Source organism: Planomonospora sp. ID82291, from assembly GCF_015711645.1.
In the GTDB taxonomy this organism is placed as follows: Bacteria; Actinomycetota; Actinomycetes; order Streptosporangiales; family Streptosporangiaceae; genus Planomonospora.
In genome coordinates, this window is the sequence record NZ_JABTEX010000003.1 from 1199536 (window position 1) to 1217954 (window position 18419).

The 18419-nt window shown below is 75.5% G+C and carries 4 protein-coding genes and 1 pseudogene; all 5 read right to left on the reverse strand.

Going from position 1 to position 18419, the window contains the following annotated elements; translation table 11 throughout:
• Positions 1 to 57 precede the first annotated feature (57 nt).
• On the reverse strand, positions 58 to 279 hold the full coding sequence (locus HS045_RS24545; RefSeq protein WP_196453722.1) for an MbtH family protein: 222 nt from the start codon (positions 277 to 279) through the stop codon (positions 58 to 60).
• Complete coding sequence (locus HS045_RS24550) at positions 276 to 4595, reverse strand: amino acid adenylation domain-containing protein (RefSeq protein WP_230884572.1); 4320 nt, start codon at positions 4593 to 4595, stop codon at positions 276 to 278. The genes HS045_RS24545 and HS045_RS24550 overlap by 4 nt, the downstream gene beginning before the upstream one ends.
• Positions 4592 to 12814, reverse strand: coding sequence for a non-ribosomal peptide synthetase (locus HS045_RS34925; RefSeq protein ID WP_230884573.1), 8223 nt, complete (start codon positions 12812 to 12814; stop codon positions 4592 to 4594). The genes HS045_RS24550 and HS045_RS34925 overlap by 4 nt, the downstream gene beginning before the upstream one ends.
• Positions 12811 to 16461 carry an amino acid adenylation domain-containing protein gene (locus tag HS045_RS35930; RefSeq protein ID WP_374191413.1) on the reverse strand — a complete coding sequence of 1217 codons (3651 nt, stop codon included), beginning with the start codon at positions 16459 to 16461 and terminating at the stop codon, positions 12811 to 12813. The genes HS045_RS34925 and HS045_RS35930 overlap by 4 nt, the downstream gene beginning before the upstream one ends.
• Positions 16456 to 18408: pseudogene (locus HS045_RS36435) on the reverse strand (condensation domain-containing protein); the annotation flags it as partial. The pseudogene HS045_RS36435 and the gene HS045_RS35930, both read right to left, overlap by 6 nt.
• Positions 18409 to 18419 lie beyond the last annotated feature (11 nt).

The window sequence follows — 18419 nt, forward strand, 5'->3', positions numbered from 1 at the left end:
CGGGCCCGGCCGCTCCGGACCCCGCTCCGGGCCCGGCCGCTCACCGGGTCCGGCGGATCATTCTTCCATCTCCCCCATCGCCCGGATCAGGCTCCTCGGGCGCATGTCGGTCCAGTTCGCCTCGATGTGCTCCAGGCAGGCCTGGCGGGTGTCCTCGCCGAAGGCGACGGTCCAGCCGGGCGGGATCTCGGCCCACGCCGGCCACAGGGAGTACTGGCCCTCGTCGTTGACCAGGGCCAGGTACGTGCCGTCGGGGTCCTCGAAGGGGTTGACGGTCATGGCGACTCCTTCCTCAGCAGCGCGGCGATCTCCGCGACGGGTCCGGGGTTCAGCATGCTCTCGTGGTCGCAGTCGACGGCGTGGTCGACGACGGCTCCGGTGACGTACGGCTTCCAGTCGGCGGCGGTGGGGGCGCCCGCCTCGCGGCCCCGGGCGGCGGTGAAGAAGAGCACGTCCCCGTCGAAGACGCGCGGCGCGTACTCCCGGGAGATCTTCACGCCGTTGCGGTAGTGGCGGTGGACGGCGCGCAGCGTCGGCTCGTCGAGGGTGGCGTACCGGCCGCCGTGGGCGCGCACGAACGCCATGACGTCCTCGGCGTCGCCCGGCCCCGCGTAACCGATCGCGGCCAGCAGGCCGGACAGCGCCCCGTCCTGCTCCGGGTCCTGCTCCGGGTCCTGCTCCGGGTCCTCCGGACCGTCCTGCGCACCGGGGGGCGTTCCTCCGGAGCCGGCCGTGTCCGGACCGACCGCGTCCCGGCCGCCGCCTCCCGGGCCGGTGCCCGCCGGGATGACGCCGGGACCGGCGCCGGGGTAGGCGTCGAGCATCGCCAGCAGTGCGACCTCCTCCCCGCGCTCGCGCAGCTCGACGGCCATGGCGTGCGCGATCAGGCCGCCCATCGACCAGCCCGCCAGCCGGTACGGCCCGTGCGGCTGGACCTCGCGGATCCGCTCCAGGTAGTCCAGGGCCGCGGCCTCGATCGACGGGGCGGTGTGGCCGGGCTCGGTCAGCGTCCGCGCCTGGAGGGCGTAGAGCGGCTGGTCGGGGCCGAGATGGCGGAGCAGGCCGGAGTACGGCCAGCCGAGGCCCGCGCCGGGGTGCACGCAGAACAGCGGGGGCCTGCCGCCGGTCGCACGGAGCGGGAGCAGCACCTCCCGGCCGGTCGAGCCGCCGCGGGTCCCCGAGGCCAGGGCCTCGGGCGTCTGGCGGGCGAACACCTCGCGGGGGCTGATCTCCAGCCCTTCGCCCCGGGCGCGGGAGACGAGCCGCAGGACCGCGATGCTGTCGCCGCCCAGGTCGAAGAAACCGTCGTCGGCGCCGACCCGGTCCAGGCCGAGGACCTCGGCGAACAGGCGGCAGAGCCGTTCCTCGGCGGGCGTCCGGGGATCCCGCCCGGCCGCCGGCGCGTCCGGCTCGGGGAGGGCGGCCCGGTCGACCTTGCCGTTCGGGGTGAGCGGCAGGGCGTCCAGGACCACGACCGTCCGCGGGACCATGTACTCGGGCAGGGTCCGCGCCAGATGCGCGTGCAGCTCCGCGGGATCCGCGGCTCCTGCCGTACCGGCCGTGTCGGCGGCTCCTGCCGCCGGACCCGGACCGGCCATGAGGCCGTCCGCGGGGCCGGTGGCGGGGCCGGTGGCGGGGCCGTCCGGGAGAACGTCCGCCGGACCGGCGGTGAGGCCGTCCGCCGAACCGGCCGCGGAACCCTTCGGGGAACCGGCCGCGGGGCCGGTGACGTAGGCGACCAGGCGACCGTCCCGCGCGACCACCGCCGCCTGGCCGACCGACGGGTGCCGGAGCAGCGCCGCCTCGACCTCTCCCGGCTCGATCCGGAAACCCCGGATCTTGACCTGGGCGTCGGCCCGACCGACGTACTCCAGCTCGCCGTCGGCCGTCCACCTGGCCAGGTCGCCGGTCCGGTACATCCGCTCGCCCGCGCCGTACGGGCAGGCGGTGAACCGCTCGGCGGTCAGTCCGGGGCGGCCCAGGTAGCCGCGGGCCAGTCCCGCTCCCGACAGGTACAGCTCGCCGACCGCGCCGGGCGGGACCGGCCGGAGGAGGCCGTCGAGCACGTGGGCGCGCATGCCGTCCAGGGCCCGGCCGATGGGCGGCGCGGCGGAGTCCGGGACGGTCCGGACGGCGTGGTAGGTGGCGTAGGTCGTGGCCTCGGTGGGGCCGTAGACGTGCCCGAGCACCGTGTCCGGGCAGGCCCGGAGCACCCGGCGCATCGCCTCGGGCGCGGCGGCCTCACCGCCGGTGAGGACCTCCGCGAGGGCGCCGAACGCCCCCGGGTCCTCCTCGGCGACCAGGTTGAACAGCGCGGTCGTGATGAACAGGGCGGTCGGCCGGTGCCGCGCCACCAGGTCGCGCAGGCGGCCGGGGTCCAGCTCGCCGGGGGGCGCGACGACGACCGTGCCGCCGGTCAGCAGCGGTACCCACAGTTCGTAGGTGGAGGCGTCGAAGGCGTGCGGCGAGTGCATCAGCAGCCGCCGGTGCCGTACCGCCCACCGGTGGTCGGCGGCCAGGGCCAGGACGTCCCGGTGCCGTACGGCCACCCCCTTGGGGGTGCCGGTCGAGCCGGAGGTGTAGATCACGTAGGCGAGCCGGTCGGGGTGGATCCGGACGTGCCCCGGGTCCTGTCCGGGCTCGCCGCCCGCACCGCCCGGGAAGGCCGGGATCCTCGCATCGTCCGGGGGAGAATCCGCGGGCTCCGGGTCCGGGGAGGCCGAGGGGGCCGCGGCCTCCGGGTCCGGGAGGTCGAGGCGGAGCACCGCGGCCTCGCAGGCGAAGCCGGGGTCGCGGTCGGCGACCAGGACGGGTGCGCCGGTGTCGGCCACGACCCAGCTCATCCGGCCGGGCGGGTGGCCGTGGTGGAGCGGCACGTACGCCCCTCCGGCCCTGGTGATCGCCAGGGTCGCCACGACGACCTCCGCCGAGCGGTCCAGCAGGACCGCGACCGGGGTCTCGGCGCGCACGCCGAGCGCGGCCAGCCGGCGGGCGAGCCGGTCGGCCCGCCGGTCGAGTTCGGCGTAGGTCAGGCGCGTCCCGTCCGCCACGACCGCCTCGGCGTCCGGGGTCCGGGCCGCCTGCGCGGCGAAGGCGCTCACCAGGCTCCCGTCCGGCGCAGGCGTCTCCCGGTCCGGCGGCGCCAGGACGAGGGCGCGCTCGTCGTCGCTCAGCAGGTCGAGCCGGGCCAGCGGCGCGTCGGGGTCCGCGGCGACGGCTCCGAGCAAGCGGACGAGCCGGTCCAGCAGCCGCCGCGCCTCGGCGCCGGGGAAGGCGTCGCGGCGGTGGTCCAGGCGCAGGGAGACGGTCCGCCCGCCGGTCACGGCCAGCGCGAGCGGGTAGTGCGTGGCGTCGGTCCCCCCGGCCCCGGCGAGCCGCAGCCCGTCGGCGATCTCGGTCGCCGCCGTGCCCGCGGGGTAGTTCTCCAGCACCGTCATGGTGTCGAACAGCCCGCCCCCGCCGTGCAGGCCCTGGATCTCGGCCAGACCGAGGTGGTGGTGGGGCAGCAGCTCGGCCTGCTCGGCCTGCAGCCGGGTCAGCAGCCCGGCGAGGGTCTCACCTGCGCCGCCGGGGCGGAGCCGGACGCGGACGGGGAGCGTGTTGATGAACAGGCCGACCATGCGCTCGACGCCGGGCAGCTCGGCCGGGCGGCCGGAGACGGTGCCGCCGAAGACGACGTCGTCGCGGCCGGTGAGCTGGGCCAGCAGCAGGGCCCACGCTCCCTGGACCGCGGTGTTGAGGGTGAGCGAGCGGGCGCGCAGGGCGGCGGTGAGGCGGGCCGTCGGCTCCTCGTCGAGGCGGGCGCGGACCCGGCCGGGCTCGGCCGGCGGTCCGCCGTCGAGCCCGGGGGCGACCAGGGTGGGCCCGTCGAGCCCGGACAGGCAGGCGCTCCAGGCCCGGCGGGCGGCGGCGCGGTCCTGCCGGGCCAGCCACGCCAGATGCTCCTTGTACGGCGGCGCCGGCGCGGGCTCGTCCCCGGTGTACAGCGCCAGCAGCTCGGCCGCGAGCAGCGGCGTCGACCAGCCGTCCAGCAGGATGTGGTGGTTGGTGACGACCAGCCGGTGCCGGCCGGGCGCGAGCCGTACCAGCGCGAACCGCAGCAGCGGCGGCCGGCCCAGGTCGAAGCGCCGCCCCCGCTCCTCGGCCGCCACCCCGTCGGGATCGGCGCCCTCGACCACCCGCCAGGGCACCTCGACCCGGCGGTGGACCAGCTGGACGGGGTCGCCGCCCCTCCGCTGCCGGAACGAGGCGCGCAGGTTGGGGTGGCGGGCCAGGAGCCGGGCGGTGGCTCCGGCGAGCCGGGCGGCGTCGAGCGGGCCCTCCAGGTCGAGGGTGAGCTGGGCGGTGTAGACGTCGGGCGCGGCCTCGTCGAACAGGGCGTGGAAGTACAGGCCCTGCTGCAGCGGCGAGAGCGGCAGGATGTCCTCCAGCTGGCCGCCCGGGGCGGGCGGGGCGGGGGTCACCGGGCCGCGTCCCGCCGGGCCGGTGTCCTGCGGGCCGGTGCCCTCAGTGCCCTGGGTGCCCTCAGTGCCCTGGGTGCCCTGGGTGCCGGCGCCGGCCGGGCGGGTCGCGCTCATCGGTCCGGTGCCGGTCATCGGGCGCTCCACTCCGCGTCGAGTTCCGCTGCGAACGCGTCGATCTCCTCCTGGCTGACGGGCACCAGCAGGTCCGACGGGGTGAGGCCGCCGCCGGTGTGCCGGGACAGCCCGGTGAGCGCGGCGAACCACGCCTCCGCCAGTTCCCGGACCTGATCCTCGTCGTACAGGCGGGCCGCCCACGACCAGGTCGCCCGCAGGCGCGGTCCGCCGGGCCCGTCCAGGGTCAGGGCGTTGACCTCCAGAGCGTGCGGAAGCGCCAGGTCCGGCGAGTGGCCGGCGCCCGCCGCCTCGGCCTCGGGCGCCGGGGACCAGTCGGCGCCGGCGGCGGCCTCCGTCCTGCCGAGGTAGTTGAAGGCCAGCTCCGGCACCGGGCGGGCGGCCAGTTCGGCGGCGCCCTCCGGGTGGAGGTGGCGGAGCAGGCCGTACCCGAGGCCGTTGCCTGGGACGGCCCGGAGCCGCTCCTTGACCCGTTTGATCGCCCGGGCGGCGGTGGCGCCGTGCAGATCGGTCCAGTCCGCCGGTCCCGGGTCGAGCCGGACCGGGTACAGGGTGGTGAACCAGCCGACGGTCCGGGACAGGTCCGCCTCGCCGGTGATCTCCTCGCGGCCGTGGCCCTCCAGGTCGAGCAGGACCGACTCCCGTCCGGTGCAGCGGCTCACGGCGAGGGCGAGCCCGGCGAGCAGCACGTCGCCGACCCGGCCGTGGAAGGCCGCCGGGATCCGGGTCAGCAGCGGCTCGGTGACCTCGGGGGGCAGTTCGAGGGTGAGGTGGCGCTGGGTGCCGAAGGTGTCCCGGGCCGGGTCCGGCCTCCGGCGGTCCTCCTGGATCGGGTCCGGCGGCCGGGAGCCGTCCCGGATCGGATCGTCCGGCCGGGCGGCGCCGGGAGGGGACCCGTCCGGGCCGGGCCGTCCGGAGCCGTCACCCCCGGAATCGTACGGCGGGGCACCCCCGTCCGAGGCCCGGCGGTCCCCGTCCAGGGTCCGGCACCAGAAGTCCAGCTCGTCCGCCCTGATCTCCGCCTCGGCGCGGAGCCTCCGCGCCCAGGTGCGGAACGCGACCGGCACCGGCGGCAACACGCAGGCCTCGCCCTTCCGGGCCGCGTCCCAGGCCGCGAACAGGTCCGGCAGCAGGATCCGCCAGGAGACGGCGTCCACCGACAGGTGGTGCACCGTCACCACCAGCCGTCCCGACGCCTGCGGGCCCGCGTCCAGCCAGGCCACCCGCACCATCCGCCCCGAGGCGGGGTCCAGCTCCGCCCGCGACCGCGCCGCCTCCTCGGCGACCGCCCGCGCCCAGGCGTCCCGCCCCGCGGAGCCGCCCACCGGACCACCACCGGTCCCGTCCGCAGGACCCTCGACCATGGGGACCTCGACCGCGGGCACCTCGACGGCGGAGACTTCCGCCGCGGGCACCTCGACGGCGGAGACTTCCGCCGCGGGGACCTCGACCGCCACCCGCCGGACGCACTCCGCCGCCCGGACCGCACCCGGCGGCAGGACCTCCAGCGCCGGCGGGCCGCCGGGCGCACCGTCCGCACCGTCCAGCCACCGCCCGCCGTCGGGGCAGGTCAGCCGGAGCATGTCGTGCCGGTCCAGCACGGCCTGCAGCCCTTCCGTCAGCGCCTCCAGCCCGAGCGCGGGCGGGACCCGCAGCACCACCGTCTGGCTGAAGTCACCGGTCGGGCCGGGGAGCTCCCGCAGCCAGTGCATGATCGGGGTCGGCTCCACCGGCCCCACCCCCGCCCCCTCCGCCTCACCCACGACCGGCTCCCCGGTCGCCACCGCCGCCAGCCCCCGCACACTCTGATGCCGGAACACCTCCCGCGGCGAGAACACCACCCCCTCCTCCCGCGCCCGCGCCACCAACCGGATCGCCAGAATGCTGTCCCCGCCCCGATCGAAGAACCCCTCCTCGACCCCGACCCCCTCCACCCCCAGCACCTCGGCGAACACCCGCGCCAGCACCGCCTCCCGCGCCCCCGCCGGCTCCCCACCCCCAACGGCCGCACTCGACTGCGGCGCCGGCAACGCCGCCCGATCCAGCTTCCCGTTGCCCGTCAACGGCAACCGCTCCACCACCACCACCGCCGACGGCACCATGAACTCCGGCAACCGCTCCGCCGCGAACCCCCGCACCCCCTCCGGCGTCAGCCCTTCCGACGCCCCGCCGATCCCGGCCGCACCGCACCCCGGCGCCACGACCCTCCCGGCCTCGACCTCCCTGGGCCCACCCGCGCCCACTCCTGCACCGGAGTCCGTACCGACATCCGCCCCGGCACCCGCGCCCGCCGTACCGCCCGGCACCACATACGCCACCAGCCGCTTGTCGCCCGGCCGGTCCTCCCGCACCACCACCGCCGCATCCGCCACCCCCGGATGACCCGCCAGCACCGCCTCCACCTCACCCGGCTCGATCCGGAACCCCCGCACCTTCACCTGCGCATCCGCCCGCCCCACGTACACCAGACGACCCGACCGATCCCACCGCACCCGATCCCCGCTGCGGTACATCCGCTCCCCCGGCCCACCGAACGGACACGCCACGAACCGCTCCGCCGTCAACCCGAACCGCCCCGCATACCCCCGCGCCAGCCCCGGACCCGCCACGTACAACTCCCCCACCACCCCCGCCGGCACCGGCTCCAGGAAGGCGTCCAGCACGTACAACCGCAGATCCGCGATCCCCCTCCCGATCACCCCCGCCGGACCCCCCGGCTCCACCGGCGCGTACGTCACATGCACCGTCGTCTCGGTGATCCCGTACATGTTCACCAGAGAGATCCCCCGGCCGTGCCAGTCGGCGAGGCGGGAGACCTCCAGCGCCTCCCCGCCGAAGATCACGTACCGCAGGTCGCCGAGGTCACGTGCAGCGGCCGGGAGCTGGTAGAACGCCGAAGGGGTCTGGTTGAGCACCGTCACCCGCTCCCACTCCAGCAACGCCAGGAACTCCTCCGGCGACCGGCTCACCTCGAACGGCACCACCACCAGCCGCCCACCGTGCAGCAGCGCCCCCCACAGCTCCCACACCGAGAAATCGAACGCATACGAGTGGAACAACGCCCACACGTCATCCGGACCGAACCCGAACCACTCCCGCGTCGACGCCAGCAACCGCGTCACCGCGCCGTGCGTCACCACCACGCCCTTCGGCCGGCCCGTCGACCCCGACGTGAAGATCACATACGCCGGATGATCCGGAAGCGGCTCCGGCAGCGCACCGCCCGTCACGTCCGGGTTCACGGACGGCATCCCACCGTCCGCCGCAGAGCCGTCACCGTCTTCGCACAGGGAGATCCGCTCCAGGGAGATCCGCTCCTCAGCCGCAGGCCCCGTCCGCGCCCCGGTCCCTCCCCCGCCGGGCAGGAGGCGGCAGGAGGCGCCCCCGTCCTCCAGCACCACCACCGGCAGCCCACCGACCACCCCCTCCCACCCCGCACCCGCCACCACCGCCACCGGCGCCGCGTCCTCCACCATGAACCCGACCCGATCCGCCGGATACGACGGATCCACCGGCACATACGCACCCCCCGCCCTGAGCACCCCCAGCACCGCCACCACCAACTCCACCGACCGCGACACCACCACCGCCACGAACCGCTCCGGCCCCACCCCCAACCCCACCAACCACCGCGCCAGCGCTCCCGCCCGCGCGTCCACCTCCGCATACGTCAGCGCCGCATCCCCGCACACCACCGCCACCGCCTCCGGCGCCGCCGCCACCCGCGCCGCGAACTCCCCCGTGATGGTGGTGGCCGCAGGCACGGCACCGGTGCCCGCCCACTCCCCGAGGAGGGCCGCCCGCTCGGCCCCGTCCAGGATGTCGAGCCGCCCGATGCGGGTGTCGGGATCGGCGACCGCGGCACCCAGCAGGCGGACGAACCGGGCCGCGATGTCCTCGGCCGTCTCCCGGTCGAACAGATCGGCGGCGTACTCCAAGCCGCCGGACAGCCCCCCGGACGGGTCCTCGGCCAAGGTGAGCTGGAGGTCGAACTTGGCGGTCTCCGGAACGAAGGGTTCGAGCGACACCGAGAGCCCGTCGAGGTCGAGTGCGGCGGGCGGGGTGTTCTGCAGGACGAGCATCACCTGGAAGAGGGGGTGGCGGGCCGTCGACCGCACCGGATCCACCACCTCCACCACCCGCTCGAACGGCAGATCCTGATGAGCGAACGCCGCCAGATCCCCCTCCCGCACCCGAACCACCAACTCACGGAACGACGGATCCCCCCCCACATCCGTCCGCAACACCAACGTGTCGACGAACATCCCCACCAGATCGTCCAGCACCTCATCCGACCGACCCGCCGCCACCGTCCCGATCGGAACATCCACCCCCGCCCCCAACCGGCACAACAACGCCGCCAACGCCGCCTGCACCACCATGAACACCGACGCTCCCGACGACCGCGCCAACCCCACCACCCGCCGATGCACCCCCGCACCGACCACCACCGGCACCGTCCCCCCCCGATACGACGCCACCGCCGGACGCGGCCGATCCACCGGCAACCCCACCTCCACCGGCACCCCCGCCAACGCCTGACGCCAGAACGCCACCTGCCGCGCCGCCGCACTCCCCGGATCCGCCTCATCCCCCAGCGACTCCCGCTGCCAGACCGCATAATCGGCGTACTGCACCGGCAACGCCGCCCACCCCGGCGCCCGCCCCGCGACCCGCGCCCCATACGCCGCGATCACATCCCGCGCCAACGGCGCCATCGACCACCCGTCCGCCGCCACGTGATGCACCACCAGCAGCAACACCCACTCGTCCGGCCCGAGACCGAAGAGGACGGCGCGCAGCGGCGTCTCCACGGTGAGGTCGAACCCGCGGCCCGCCGCGGCGGCCAGCGCCGGGCCGAGATCGTCGGCCTCGATGTGGATCACCTCGAACGGAGGTTCGGCGCCATCGAGGATCCGCTGGAACGGCACCCCGCCCACCTCCGGCAACACCGTCCGCAACACCTCATGCCGCCCCACCACATCCCGCAACGCCCACCCCAGCGCCCCCACATCCACCCCACCCCGCAACCGCAACGCCACCGGCAGGTTGTACACACCCGACCCCGGATCCAACCGGTTCAACACCCACAACCGCCGCTGCCCGAACGACAACGGCACCCCGCCCACCGGCCGCACCACCCGCCGCACCCGCGGACGCACCACCCCCGAACCCCGCCCGACGACCACCGCCAACCCCGCCACCGACCCCGCCTCGAACACCTCCCGAACCGAAACCTCCACCCCCAGCACCGACCGCACCCGCGCCACCAACCGCACCGCCGACAACGAATCCCCACCCAGATCGAAGAACGACTCCTCCACCCCCACCCCCTCCACCCCCAGGACCTGCGCCACCACCCCGCACAACACCTCCTCCACCACCGACCGCGCCCCCCGGCCCCCCCCACCCGAGACCACCCCCGGCACCGGCAACGCCGCCCGGTCCAGCTTCCCGTTGCCCGTCACCGGCAGCCCCTCCACGACCACCACCGCCGACGGCACCATGAACTCCGGCAACACCCCCGCCACGAACCCCCGCACCTCCTCCGGCACGAGCGACGAGCCCCCAGCACTTCCCCCCGCCCCAGCCCCGCCACCATCCGGCACCGCACCGGCCACCGCGCCCGCCGCACCCTCCGGCACGACGTAGGCGACCAGCCGTCGATCCCCCGGCCGGTCCTCCCGCACCACCACCACCGCCGCCGCCACCCCCGGACACCGGACCAGCACCGCCTCCACCTCACCCGGCTCGATCCGGAACCCCCGCACCTTCACCTGCGCATCCGACCGCCCCACGTACTCCAGAACCCCGTCCGCACGCCACCGCACCACATCCCCCGTCCGGTACATCCGCTCCCCCACCCCACCGAACGGACACGCCACGAACCGCTCCGCCGTCAACGCCGACCGGCCGAGGTAGCCGCGGGCCAGGCCGGGCCCGGCGAGGTAGAGCTCCCCGGCCACCCCCGCCGGGACCGGCCGCAGCCACCCGTCCAGCACGTAGACCCGGGTGCCCCGGACGGGGGAGCCGATCGGCGGGATCCCGCCGGGACGCAGGGGCCCGCTCATGGTGGCGGCGATCGTGGCCTCGGTCGGACCGTAGGCGTTGACCATCAGCCGGCCGGGAGCCCAGCGCTCCACCAGGTCCGCGCCGCAGGCCTCGCCGCCGACGACCAGGGTCCGGAAGCCCTCCGGCGACGTGGCGGGCACGCCCGCCAGCACCGCCGGGGGGATCAGCGCGTGGGTGACGCCCCGTTCCTCGATCACCGCGGCCAGCTCCGCGCCGCCGTACACGCCTTCGGGGAGGACGACCAGCGCGGCTCCGGCGGTGAAGGCCATGAGCATCTCCATGACCGAGGCGTCGAAGCTCGGCGAGGCGAACTGGAGGACCCGGCCGTCCGGCCCCACCCGGAGCCGGTCCCGCTGCGTCGCGGCGAAGGCGGCGACGCCCTCGTGGGTCACGACCACGCCCTTGGGACGGCCGGTCGAGCCCGACGTGAAGATCACGTATGCCGGGGTGCGGAGCTCCACCCGGACCCCGTCCTCGGTGAGGTTCCCCTCCGCGAAACCGGACACGTCCGCCGCGGCGAGGAGTTCCTCGCCGACCACCAGCGCCGGGTGCGCGTCGTCCAGCATGGCGGCGATCCGCTCGGCGGGGTAGCCGGGGTCCACCGGCAGGTAGGCCGCACCGGCCTTGGACACGGCCAGCGCGGCGGTGACCAGGCCGGCCGAGCGCGGCAGCAGCAGTGCGACCACCCGTTCGGGGCCCGCGCCGCGCCGCCGCAGCAGCCGGGCCAGCCGGTTGGCGCGGGCGTTGAGCTCGCCGTAGGTCAGGGTCGTCCCGCCGTCCACCAGCGCGACGGCTCCCGGGTCCCGCGCCGCCGACTCCTCGAAGAGTCCGTGCAGCGTACGGCCGGGCACCGGATCACCCGTGTCGTTCCACTCCTCGACGGCCCGCCTCCGCTCGGCCTCCTCCAGCAGGTCGAGACGCCCGACGAGGGTGTCCGGCGCTCCGGCCACCACGGTGAGCAGCCGCGCCACCCGGCCGAGCAGGCGTTCCGCCTCGGCCGCGGTGAACAGGTCGGGGCGGTGGTCCAGGCGGAGCGCGAGCCGCTCGCCGGGGACGGCGGCGAGCGCGAGCGGGTAGTGGTGGGCGTCGGCCGAGCCGAACCCGGTGATCCTGAGGTCGCCGAGGGACGCGTCGGCCGCGGCCGGGTCGAACGGGTAGTTCTCCAGGACGGTCACGGTGTCGAAGAGGGGGCCGCGGCGGATCTCGGTCAGGCCGAGGTGGTGGTGGGGCAGCAGCTCGGCCTGCTCGTCCTGGAGGCGGGCCAGCAGGTCGCCGAAGGACTCGCCGGGATGGAGCCGCACCCGGACCGGGACCGTGTTGACGAACAGGCCGACCATGCGCTCGACGCCGGGCAGCTCGGCCGGGCGGCCCGACACGACCGCGCCGAACACCACGTCGTCGCGGCCGGTGAGCCAGGCGAGCAGGAGGCCCCAGGCCGCCTGGAGCACGGTGTTGACCGTGACGCCGTGGCGCCGCGCCATCCGGGTGAGGGTCCTGGTCGGCACGGCGTCCAGGTCGAGGTGGACCCGGCCCGGCGGGACGGCCGCGGCGGGCGCTCCGGGCGCGGCCAGCGTGGGCCCGTCCACCCCGTCGAGCGCCCGCTCCCACGCCTCCCGCGCCGCGTCGCGGTCCTGCCGGGCCAGCCACGCCAGATACCCCTTGTACGGCGGCGCGGGCGCGGCCTCCACGCCCAGGTAGAGCGCGAGCAGCTCCGTGATCAGGATCGGGGTCGACCAGCCGTCCAGCAGGATGTGGTGGTGGGTCAGGACCAGCCGGTGCCGGTCGGGCGCGAGCCGTACCAGCGCGAACCGCAGCAGCGGCGGCCGGGCCAGGTCGAAGCGGCGCTCCCGCTCCTCGGCGGTCACCCGGTCGGGGTCCTCTCCGGCGACCTCCCGCCAGGGCAGGTCGACCCGCTCGGGGACGACCTGGACGGGCCGGCTCAGGTCCTCGTGCCAGAAGCCCGCACGCAGGTTGGGGTGGCGCTCCAGGAGCCCTTCGGCGGCCCGCCGCAGCCGGACCGCGTCGAGCGGGCCGTCGAGGTCGAGCGTCACCTGGGCGGTGTAGACGTCGTGCTCGTCGTGCAGGGCGTGGAAGAACAGGCCCTGCTGCAGCGGCGAGAGCGGAAGGATGTCCTGGACCTGCGTCATCGTCCCTCCCAGGCGGCCTGGATGCGGTCGATCTCGTCCTGGTCGAGTTCGACCAGGAGGTCGCTCGGCGTGTGCCCGCCGGAGCCGTGCGCGACCAGCCCGCCGAGCGCGTCGAACCAGGTCTCGGCCAGCTCCTCGGCCTCCGCCGCGGTGAGCACCCCGTCCGGCCAGGACCAGGAGGCCTCCAGGTGGGGGCCGTCCGGGCGGTCGTGGACGATCGTGTTGATCTCCAGGACGTGGGCCGCCGGCGTCTCCGGGTCGTGGCCGCCGGGCTCCGCCGGGACCACGCTCCAGTCGCCCTCGCCGGCCTCGACCCGGCCGAGGTGGTTGAAGACGATCTGCGGCCGGGGGAGCCCGTCCAGTTCGGCGGCGCCCTCCGGGTGGAGGTGGCGGAGCAGGCCGTACCCGAGACCGTCGCCGGGGACGGCCCGGAGCTGTTCCTTGACCTGTTTGACCGCCCGGGTGACGGTCCGCTCGTCGGTCCAGGAGGTGGCGCCCGCGTCGAGCCGGACCGGGTACAGGGTGGTGAACCAGCCGACGGTCCGGGACAGGTCCGCCTCCCCGGTGATCTCCTCGCGGCCGTGGCCCTCCAGGTCGAGCAGGACGGAGGTGCCCCGCCCGCCGCGCTTCCTGCGCCAGTGCGCCACGGCCAGGGCGAGGCCGGCGAGCAGCACGTCGGGGGCCCGGCCGTGGAAGGCCGCCGGGACAGTGGTGAGCAGCGGCCCGGTGACCTCGGGCGGCAGGGTGAGCCGGAGCGTGCGGACGGTCGCGGCGGTGTCCTTGTCCGGATCGAGCGGCCGGTGGCCGATGCGGGGGTCGGGCCCGTCGAGGATGTCGATCCAGTCGTCGAGCTCGCCCGTTCTGGCCGCGGCCTCGGCCCGCAGCATCCGCGCCCAGGTGCGGAACGACGTCGGCACCGGCGGCAGCTCCGGAACCCGTCCCCGGGCCGCGGCCTCCCAGGCCGCGAACAGGTCCGGCAGCAGGATCCGCCACGACACCCCGTCCACCGACAGGTGGTGCACCGTCACCACCAGCCGTCCCGACGCCTGCGGGCCCGCGTCCAGCCACACCACCCGCGCCATCCGCCCCGAGGCGGGATCCAGCTCCGCCCGCGACCGCGCCGCCTCCTCGGCGACCGCCCGCGCCCAGGCGTCCCGCCCACCGGACCCGGCCACCGGAGCACCACCGGACCCGGCCACCGGGACCTCGACCGCCACCCGGCGCACGCACTCCTCCGCCCGCACCGCACCCGAAGGAGCCACCTCCAGCACCCCGCCGTCCCCGCGCAGCGCCTCCACCCCCGAGCAGACCAGCCGCAGCGCGTCGTGCCGGTCCAGTACGGCCTGCAGCCCGGCCGTCAGCGCCTCCAGCCCCAGACCCGGCGGGACCCGCAGCACCACCGTCTGGCTGAACCCGCCGATCGGCCCGCCCCGTCCGGCCAGCCAGTGCATGATCGGGGTGGGGTCCACCGGGCCGACCCCCGTCCCCTCCGGCTCTCCCACCGCACCGGCCGCCTCCTCCGTCGCCACCGCCGCCAAAGCCCGCACAGTCTGATGCCGGAACACCTCCCGCGGTGAGAACACCACCCCCGCCTCCCGCGCCCGCGCCACCAACCGGATCGCCAGAACACTGTCCCCACCGAGATCGAAGAACCCGTCCCCGACCCCGACCGACCCCACCCCCAGCACCTCGGCGAACACCCCCGCCAGCACCGCCTCCCGCACGCTCGCAGGCCCCTCACCCGGCCCAGGCCCCGGTTCCCCCTCCGGCTCCACCCCCGAGCCCGCCACCCTCGGCACCGGCAGCGCCGCCCGATCCAGCTTCCCGTTGCCCGTCAACGGCAGCGCCTCCATCACCACCACCGCCGACGGCACCATGTACTCCGGCAACCGCTCCGCCGCGAACCCCCGCGCCTCCGCCGCCAACCGCGCACCCGACCCCGCCGCCGCACTCGCACCCGAGGCCGCACCCGCACCCGCACCCGCACCCGCACCCGCACCATCGAAGACGGCCCCCGGCACCCCGTCCGCACCGGCCGCCCCCGCATCGGCGTCCTCATCGGCATCGGCGTCGGGGCCCGCCCCGGCGCCCGTGCCCGCCGTACCGTCCGGCACCACGTAGGCGACCAGCCGCCGATCCCCCGGCCGGTCCTCCCGCACCACCACCGCCGCATCCGCCACCCCCGGACACCGGGCGATCACCGCCTCGACCTCACCCGGCTCGATCCGGAACCCCCGCACCTTCACCTGCGCATCCGCCCGACCCACGTACACCAGACGACCCGACCGGTCCCACCGCACCCGATCCCCCGACCGGTACATCCGCTCCCCCGCCCCACCGAACGGACACGCCACGAACCGCTCCGCCGTCAACCCCGACCGGCCGAGATAGCCACGGGCCAACCCCGGACCCGCCACGTACAGCTCCCCCACCACCCCCGCCGGCACCGGATTGAGGAAGGCGTCCAGCACGTACAACCGCAGATCCGCGATGCCCGTCCCGATCAACCCCGCCGGCCCCCCCGGCTCCAGCGGCGCGTACGTCACATGCACCGTCGTCTCGGTGATCCCGTACATGTTCACCAGCAGCGGCGCATCCTGCGGACGGCGGTCGTACCACTCCCGCAGCCGCCCCGCCTCCAGCGCCTCCCCGCCGAAGACGACGTACCGCAGCGCCAGATCCGCGTCCCGACGTTCCTGATCGGCCCGCATCAGCTGGTAGAAGGCCGACGGGGTCTGGTTGAGCACGGTCACCCGCTCCCGCTCCAGCAACACCAGGAACTCCTCCGGCGACCGGCTCACCTCCAGCGGCACCACCACCAGCCGCCCGCCGTGCAGCAGCGCCCCCCACAGCTCCCACACCGAGAAATCGAACGCATAGGAGTGGAACAACGTCCACACGTCATCCGGCCCGAACCCGAACCAGCCCCGCGTGGAGGCCAGCAACCGCGTCACCGCGCCGTGCGTCACCACCACGCCCTTCGGCCGGCCCGTCGACCCCGACGTGAAGATCACATACGCCGGATGCTCCGGGAGCAGCCGCGACGCCGACTGCTCCGGAACATCCGCGACCACCGCCGGGAAGGGGGCGATGCCCTCCGACGGCGACACCGGCTCGCTCCCGCCGGGCAGGACCCGGCAGGACGCGCCCCCGTCCTCCAGCACCACCACCGGCAACCCGCCCGGAACCACCCCCTCCGACCCCGCGACCGCCACCACCGCCATCGGCGAGGCGTCCTGCACCATGAACCCGACCCGATCCGCCGGATACGACGGATCCACCGGAACGTAGGCGCCCCCCGCCTTGAGCACCCCCAGCACCGCGACCACCAACTCCACCGACCGCGGCGCCGCCACCGCCACCAACCGCTCCGGCCCCACCCCCAACCCCACCAGCCGCCGCGCCAACGCCCCCGCCCGCGCATCCAGCTCCGCATACGTCAGCGCCGCATCCCCGCACACCACCGCCACCGCCCCCGGCGCCGCCGCCACCCGCGCCGCGAACTCCTCCGTGATCGTCGTAAGAGACGTGATCGGCGTAAGAGAGCCGGAGGACACACCGGTCCCGGCCCAGTCGCCGAGGATGGTGGAACGCTCGACGGGTTCGAGGATCTCGAGCCGGCTGATCGGGACGTCCGGAGCGCTCACCGCGGCGCGGAGCAGGCGGACGAACCGGGCCGCGATGTCCTCGGCCGTCTCCCGGTCGAACAGATCGGCGGCGTATTCGAGGACGCCGGTCAGTCCGTCGTCCGTCTCGCTGAGGGAGATCAGCAGGTCGAATCTGGCGACATTCGTCTCCAGCGGCTCCAGGCCGATCGAGAGGCCGCCGTCGAGGTCGAGCTCGACCTTCGGGGTGTTCTGGAACGTGAGTGCCACCTGGAAGAGGGGGTGGCGGGCCATCGACCGCACCGGATCCACCAACTCCACCACCCGCTCGAACGGCAGATCCTGATGCCCGAACGCCCCCAGACCCACCTCCCGCACCCGCCCCACCAACTCACGGAACGACGGATCCCCCCCCACATCCGTCCGCAGCACCAACGTGTTGACGAACATCCCCACCAGACCGTCCAGCACCTCATCCGTGCGGCCCGCCACCACCGTCCCGATCGGAACATCCGTCCCCGCCCCCAGCCGCGTCAGCAACGCCGCCAACGCCGCCTGCACCACCATGAACACCGACGCCCCCGACCCCCGCGCCAGAGCCCCCACCCCCCGGCGCAACCCCGCATCGACCACCACCGGCACCGTCCCGCCCCGATACGACGCCACCACCGGCCGCGGGCGATCCACCGGCAACTCCACCTCCACCGGCACCCCCGCCAGCGCCTCCCGCCAGAAGGCCGCCTGCCGCGCCGCCGCACTCCCCGGATCGCCCTCATCCCCCAGCAGCTCCCGCTGCCAGAGCGCGTAATCGGCGTACCGCACCGGCAACGGCGCCCACCCCGGCTCCCGCCCCTCGCAACGGGCCGCGTACGCCGCGATCACATCCCGCGCCAGCGGCCCCATCGACCACCCGTCCGCCGCCACATGGTGCACCACCAGCAACAACACCCGCTCCTCGGGGCCGAGGTGGAACAGCCGCGCCCGCAGCGGCGGCTCGGCCACCAGGTCGAACCCCCGCCCGGCGAAAGCGCTCAACGCCTCGGCGAGCCCGGACTCCCCGACCTGCTCGACCTCCAGCGGGAACCCGCCCGGTCCGGACCCGTCACATAGCTCGGCGGCGTCGAGGACCCGCTGGAACGGCACCCCGCCCACCTCCGGCAACACCGTCCGCAACACCTCATGCCGCCCCACCACATCCCGCAACGCCCACCCCAGCGCCCCCACATCCACCCGCCCCACCAGACGCAACGCCACCGGCAGGTTGTACACACCCGACCCCGGATCCAACCGGTTCAACACCCACAACCGCCGCTGCCCGAACGACAACGGCACCCCGTCCGCAGGCCGCTCCACCGTCCGGACCCGTGGACGCACCACCCCCGAAGCACGCTCCACCGCCCCCGCCAACCCCGCCACCGACCCCGCCTCGAACACCGCCCGAACCGGAACCTCCACCCCCAACACCGACCGCACCCGCGCCACCAACCGCACCGCCAGCAGCGAATCCCCACCCAGATCGAAGAACGACTCCTCCACCCCGACCGACTCCACCCCCAGGACCTGCGCCACCACCCCGCACAAGACCTCCTCCACCACCGACCGCGCTCCCCGGCCCCCACCACCCGAGACCGCCTGCGGCGCCGGCAACGCCCCCCGGTCCAGCTTCCCGTTCCGCGTCACCGGCAGCCCCTCCACCACCACCACCGCCGACGGCACCATGAACTCCGGCAACACCCCCGCCACGAACCCCCGCACCTCCTCCGGCACGAGCGACGACCCCCCAGCACTTCCCCCCGCCCCAGCCCCGCCACCATCCGGCACCGCACCGGCCACCGCGCCCGCCGCACCCTCCGGCACCACGTACGCCACCAGCCGCCGATCCCCCGGCCGGTCCTCCCGCACCACCACCACCGCCGCCGCCACCCCCGGACACCGGACCAGCACCGCCTCCACCTCACCCGGCTCGATCCGGAACCCCCGCACCTTCACCTGCGCATCCG

What these genes read in the sequence shown, in the direction of transcription:
- HS045_RS24545 (WP_196453722.1), bottom strand. Translation starts at nt 279, where the DNA reads ATGACCGTCAACCCCTTCGAGGACCCCGACGGCACGTACCTGGCCCTG.
- HS045_RS24550 (WP_230884572.1), bottom strand. Translation starts at nt 4,595, where the DNA reads ATGACCGGCACCGGACCGATGAGCGCGACCCGCCCGGCCGGCGCCGGC.
- HS045_RS34925 (WP_230884573.1), bottom strand. Translation starts at nt 12,814, where the DNA reads ATGACGCAGGTCCAGGACATCCTTCCGCTCTCGCCGCTGCAGCAGGGC.